Source organism: Vibrio sp. V43_P6S15P86, from assembly GCF_009904725.1.
Taxonomy (GTDB): Bacteria; Pseudomonadota; Gammaproteobacteria; order Enterobacterales; family Vibrionaceae; genus Vibrio; species Vibrio diabolicus.
The window spans coordinates 1-5,675 of sequence record NZ_WXWT01000493.1 but is presented as its reverse complement, the minus strand read 5'-3'; the positions used below and the strand labels follow the sequence as shown (position 1 = coordinate 5,675).

Genomic DNA, 5,675 nt, shown 5'->3' with positions numbered 1-5,675 from the left:
GCGCCCTTTTTACTTCGCTTCAGGGCTCTTCCCCGTTGCGTTGGTGGCTACTTTACGGATTGAGAGAAGATAGTCAAACAAAAATCTTTCATTTTCTGTTTGTTTGATTTCTTTTAAGCCGATTAGACCAAAGTTCGATCTTATCGGCTTAAAACGAAGCAATATAAATCTAGCTTCCTGTACGTTTTACTCAATAGAATTTCAATGTCACTTAGTAATTACCGACCCGTTTAAGCAACCTGCCCACAACATTAGGATGATAAGACCACGTGTGATCAAACATCGACATCAATGCCGGGTTTCCGTATTTAGATAGGCTGATCGCGTGAAAACGGTTTTTCTTCGCTTTAAGCGCATCCACTTTGGCAAGCAACTCGTCTTGTTGTTTTGGCGCGATAAAGTCGGAAATGACCACCATATCGGCATTTTTGTACTTATCACCGCTCATCAAGTCGATAGATTTGATCAAAGTTGGCTCTAAGTCTGTACCACCATGGAAGCTATAAGTTAAAAAGTCCGCCGCCTCGCGCAGACCATCTTGTTTGGTTAGCTCATACGTAATGTGTTCCGTCGAAAAAATAATGACATAGCAGTCACGCTGCTCCGCTAATGCGATTTGCATCAGAGCATAAGCCATGGCTTTGGCGCATTGCTCAGGAAACCCGCTCATGGAGCCGGACGCGTCCACACACACAATAAACGGTCCTTTTTCGATATCTACCGCTTTGTTGTCAGGTCGGTGAGCTTTAACTTTACGTAACGTGCGCGATTTGCCTTGTGTACGGTAGTTCATAAGTCGTTTATCGATTAAGTGTTTATAGAACACGACCTCGAGTTCAGGATACGCCAAAAACATCGTTTCGTTGGGAAGTAGCTTATTTAAATCATCGCTTTCGTGAATGCCGACAATATCATCTGTCGCTTCATCACTCTTCTCTTCGATCATTTGTAGCTCTTCAGTAGGCGCGCGGTTAAGTTCGGGATCATTCACTTGCCCCGCCATACGGCCAAGTTGCTCGGCTATTTCTTGCAAGCCTTGGTGCTTCTTCAGAAACTCCGCATGGCGTTTCATCACTGTTAAGTCAGTTTTGCTCAACTTGGCAGATGCCATATCCCATAAGCGCCCTACACTTTCAGCATCACCCGACTCCGTGACCTTATCCATATTACGCATGGTCTCCATACGCTGATACAGGTCATTCAGCACTTTCTCTTTATTGGCCTCAAGCTCGCTTACTTGCGCTTGCTTAATCGCATCGGCTAGGCTTTGGTACCATTGATCACAGAAGTAATGTGGGAACATGGGATTATTCATCCCCTTGTTCTTCTCCATCATTCGGCGAGCCTGCATATAAAAAGCGGAGTGCCACTCAAGCTTTTTAATCACATCTTCGATGTTTTCGAAAAACGCCTCTTCATCCCAGTGAATGACTTCTTGATATAAAGACAGCTCTTGTTGGAAACGCTCTGTCTCACATACCTTGGTAATCCGTTTTTTAACACTGCCCCTCCACTTTAATAAGTGGCCTTTGACTGAAGATTTAACGCCTCGGTTTTCTGCCATCATCATGACTTGTGAACGCGCCATTAAATCATTAACTGCACTATCGATGATGCCAGAGTCGGCTACCATCAGCGCGAGGTTAAGTCCGTCTGCACCTAGCATGTCGTCTCCTTATGAGAAAAACTGATGTAAGTTTTTAAAGCGTTGAATAACTTTCTCGCTTTCAGCTTGGATAGACTCAAGTCTCTGACTGACCTGCTGCAGACTCGACTCCATTAGGCGTGGTAATTCAGGATCAACAAAGCTATGCGGAAGCGCATCATGGAAATTCGCTTTTACCTTGCGCATATGGTGTTCTGCTTCACTGAGTTGATTTACGGCTTTTTCACTCTGCGTTAACCATTTTTGGTAAAGCTCTACATCCAAGCCCTCTTGAGTCACTAAGCTCACCAGAATGCCTCGGTTTGCGATATCACGGATAACTAGGTTATTTGCAGCATCAACATCAAATCGTAAACGGCACATGTTGGTGTTTTGATTGACGTATCCATACACATCACCGTGTCCTTCTTTGATGACTCGGTCTAGTTCATCTTTTGGCACGTAAACCCAGCGGCTATCGCCTTTCTCTGATTCTGAAACCGACATGTTGCTTTGCAAAATAACCAGTTTAACTAAGTTAACGGCTGCGCCAACTTTGTAGGTCTTAGCTTTAGAGGTATCAAAACGCATGGTTTCTTTGCGCAGAATACCCGTTGCCGCTTCAGACGTTAACGTCATGCGGTAGGCATCTTCAAGCTCATGCTGAACATCGACCAAAGACTCGCGACAGTATTCAATTTCCTGTTCGGCGTCTTGTTGGTCAAATGCATGTTTTAGGGCGAACTCTTGTACCACTTCGCGTACCACGTCTCGCGATTCAGGGCTGTTCCATAAACAATCTTGCAGCAACAGTAGATCAAGTGGGTTGATTTCATCGCGTCCATTAAAAAACGCGCTCGCTTTTAGCAATTTCACGGCTTTCTTCCAGCGGCGGTCAGACACATACATGTCGGTATTAGCGACATCGCCAAACTGAGCTTCGACTTTGCTTTCTAACATCGTTTTAAGCTGGAAAAGCTTCTCGAATGCATTATCGGTTAACGTCAGCTTGTCGAGCTGCTGTTGCCATTGATGATATTCTTCATCTGTTATTGCTAGCCCTTCTGGCACTTGTGCCTCTTGTGACGTGCCTACCGTCAACATCGACTTAAAGTTTTGTTTATTCTGAATTCGATTCACAAACACGCGCACCAACATGCGGTCATAGAGTGCATCCAAACCGCTGTCTTCATCTGGCAGTTCATTGGACGCCGATACCAACAAACGCATTGGCACACGCTCAATATCGCTGCCATTTTTGAAGGTTTTCTCATTGACCACTGTCAGCAATGTATTCAGAATGGCGGGGCCCGCCTTCCAGATTTCATCTAAAAATACGACTTGTGCGGTTGGCAAATACCCTTTAGTTAAGCGAACATAACGACCGTTATCTTTGAGTTCTTGAATACTCAGTGGCCCAAAAACTTCTTCAGGTGTTGAGAATCGCGTCATCAGGTATTCAAAGTAACTGCTATTATCGAACGCTTGGATAAGTCGCTTGGCAATTAAGCTTTTTGCAATGCCAGGTGGGCCTAAAAGAAAAACACTTTCACCAGCAAGTGCCGCAAGGAGGCAGAGCTTGATGGTATGTTCGCGTTCATAAACGCCATCCGTTAACGCTTTAGCCAACTTGTTGATGCGTTCTGAGAGAAGCGCTTTTTCGGCATTTGAGGCAAATAAGGTTTGTGTCATACGTTCTCCGGCTGCTGAACTGGTATTGCGTTAACATTTTTATACACTTGTTATAACTTTGTTACAAATGTATTTTGTTGAATTCCCCTTATAGCAGATGCTTACCCCCTTCTTTAGCCAGCAATCAAAGTTTCCATTTATGAGATACAGCTCACTGAAAGTGCAAACGCTTTCGTTGTGTTGCAACATTTTTTGCTTTTGTTTCCCACCATTTGTGGTTAATGTCGAAAAACGTCAAAATGCGGTAACAGCTAGGGTTAATAACTGCATGAGCAAAATAATTCATAAATGGAAGCAAATTTCTCTGATTGAAGAAGAGGTTATGCTTCCTACAGGACAGGCAATTACGCACACCACAATCCATCATCCGGGCGCTGCGGTGATTCTCCCTATTACAACGGAAGGAGAGATAGTCCTTGTCCATCAATTTCGCCCTTCACTTAATAAATGGCTTTTGGAGCTTCCTGCTGGTACAAGAGAAGGCAATGAAGACCCTCTCTGCTGCGCGAAAAGAGAGCTAGAGGAAGAAACGGGCTATAGTGCAGAAAAATTCACTTCTCTCGGCCAAGTCACTCCCCTTGCCGGATTTTGTGATGAGATACAGTACCTATTTGTTGCTGAGAAGCTCAGCCAAACCAACCGTTACGAATGTGATGAAGATGAAGTGATTGAGGTTGTTACCTTGTCACTCCAACAACTCGAAGACAAGATTATTGATGACACAATTACCGATGCCAAAACGATCGCTTGTTTAAGCAAAGCGCGCCTTTGCGGATATATTTAGGACTTTGACCAAGGAGACATTCATGGATTTTCGATCAGATACCGTTACACAGCCTACCCAAGCCATGCGAGAGGCCATGTTTAAGGCCCCCGTTGGGGATGATGTTTATGGTGATGACCCTACGGTCAATGAGCTTGAGGAGTTTGCCGCAGAGCTTGCAGGATTCGAAGCGGCTTTGTTTACTACTTCAGGCACGCAAGCCAATCTGCTCGGCCTAATGGCGCATTGTGAACGCGGAGATGAATATCTGTGTGGGCAGCAAGCACATAACTACAAGTACGAAGCTGGCGGCGCAGCAGTACTTGGGTCAATTCAACCTCAACCAGTCGAAAATAACCCAGATGGCACACTCCCATTTGATAAACTGGCAGCGGCGATTAAGCCAGATGATTGTCACTTTGCTCGTACCAAGCTGCTCAGCTTAGAAAACACTATTAATGGCAAAGTGCTGCCTCTGTCTTACTTAGCAGAAGCTCGTGACTTCGTGAATAAACATAACTTGCAGATGCATCTCGACGGCGCAAGAGTATTCAATGCAGCGGTTGCTTTAGATGTTCCGGTAAAAGAAATCGGTCAGTATTTTGATTCAATGACGATTTGTCTGTCGAAAGGTTTGGCTGCCCCTGTTGGTTCGTTACTGCTTGGTAGCAAAGAGTACATCGCAAAAGCACGTCGCTTAAGAAAGATGGTCGGCGGTGGTATGCGTCAAGCGGGTATTCTTGCCGCAGCTGGCAAACTTGCCCTTACCGAACAAGTGGAACAGCTAAAACAAGATCATGTCAACGCAAAAAATTTAGCAGAAGGTTTAGCAGAACTGCCTGGTTTTTCAGTCAACCCTGATTTTGTTCAAACGAACATCGTGTTCGCGAAGCTTGATCCTCAAGTGGACATAGTAAGTATCGCTGCGAAACTAAAGGAACAAAATATCACGATAACACCTGGAAACCCCATTCGTTTCGTGACTCATAAAGACATTTCAGCGCAAGATATCGACAATTTCTTATCAAGCATTAAATCTCTGCTTTAGTTTGATTTTGATCATTGAGCTTCCCCTAAGGGGAAGCTTTATTGTATCGATATGACTTTTTAGCGAATAGACAATCTTCATGTTCAGATTTGTATTTCTAACCTCTCTTATTTTCTCTTCCGCTAGCCATGCCGCGCCTTTTGGTGATGCTGATAAAGGTAAAATCAAATCCCCTAGCTGCGTCTATTGTCATGGTGCCACAGGCGTCGCAGGTAATGATGCCTATCCAAATCTTGCAGGTCAAAATGCCCAGTATCTATACGATGCGATGAAGTCTTACCAAGCAGGCGAACGTAAAGGGCCGCTTGCCGAAATGATGGGCGCACAGTTAAGAATGTTAAATGATGACGATCTCCGTGATGTCGCTGCATTTTATGCAGAACAGACGCAAGACAAATGATTTGTTTATCTCGACTCACAACAAGAGCTTGTGAGCCCCCGAACCGAGCCAAAACATTTAACCAAACTTTGCTTGTAAAATAATCACAATGACTTCACTTCAAATATTTGATGAATTTATAGTTCAA

5 protein-coding genes are annotated in these 5,675 nt (G+C 44.4%); 3 read left to right on the top strand and 2 right to left on the bottom strand.

Annotated elements, in window-relative coordinates:
* Positions 1-211: 211 nt before the first annotated feature.
* The gene (viaA, locus tag CAG69_RS22185) at positions 212-1,666 is read right to left on the bottom strand and encodes an ATPase RavA stimulator ViaA (RefSeq protein WP_161446256.1); all 1,455 of its coding nucleotides are present in this window, start codon (positions 1,664-1,666) and stop codon (positions 212-214) included.
* A gap of 9 nt (positions 1,667-1,675) precedes the next feature.
* A complete protein-coding gene (locus CAG69_RS22180) occupies positions 1,676-3,337 on the bottom strand; it encodes an ATPase RavA domain-containing protein (protein WP_005396405.1) in 1,662 nt (553 codons plus the stop codon).
* Positions 3,338-3,605: 268 nt separating this feature from the next.
* On the opposite strand from CAG69_RS22180, the gene CAG69_RS22175 reads away from it, so the two are divergent.
* The 3 genes from CAG69_RS22175 (at position 3,606) to CAG69_RS22165 (ending at position 5,548) form a co-directional block, all read left to right on the top strand.
* Positions 3,606-4,121 carry an NUDIX hydrolase gene (locus CAG69_RS22175; protein ID WP_152814345.1) on the top strand — a complete coding sequence of 172 codons (516 nt, stop codon included), beginning with the start codon at positions 3,606-3,608 and terminating at the stop codon, positions 4,119-4,121.
* Positions 4,122-4,143: 22 nt separating this feature from the next.
* On the top strand, positions 4,144-5,148 hold the full coding sequence (gene ltaE, locus CAG69_RS22170; RefSeq protein ID WP_161446254.1) for a low-specificity L-threonine aldolase: 1,005 nt from the start codon (positions 4,144-4,146) through the stop codon (positions 5,146-5,148).
* Positions 5,149-5,227: 79 nt separating this feature from the next.
* Complete coding sequence (locus tag CAG69_RS22165; protein ID WP_161446252.1) at positions 5,228-5,548, top strand: c-type cytochrome; 321 nt, start codon at positions 5,228-5,230, stop codon at positions 5,546-5,548.
* Positions 5,549-5,675 lie beyond the last annotated feature (127 nt).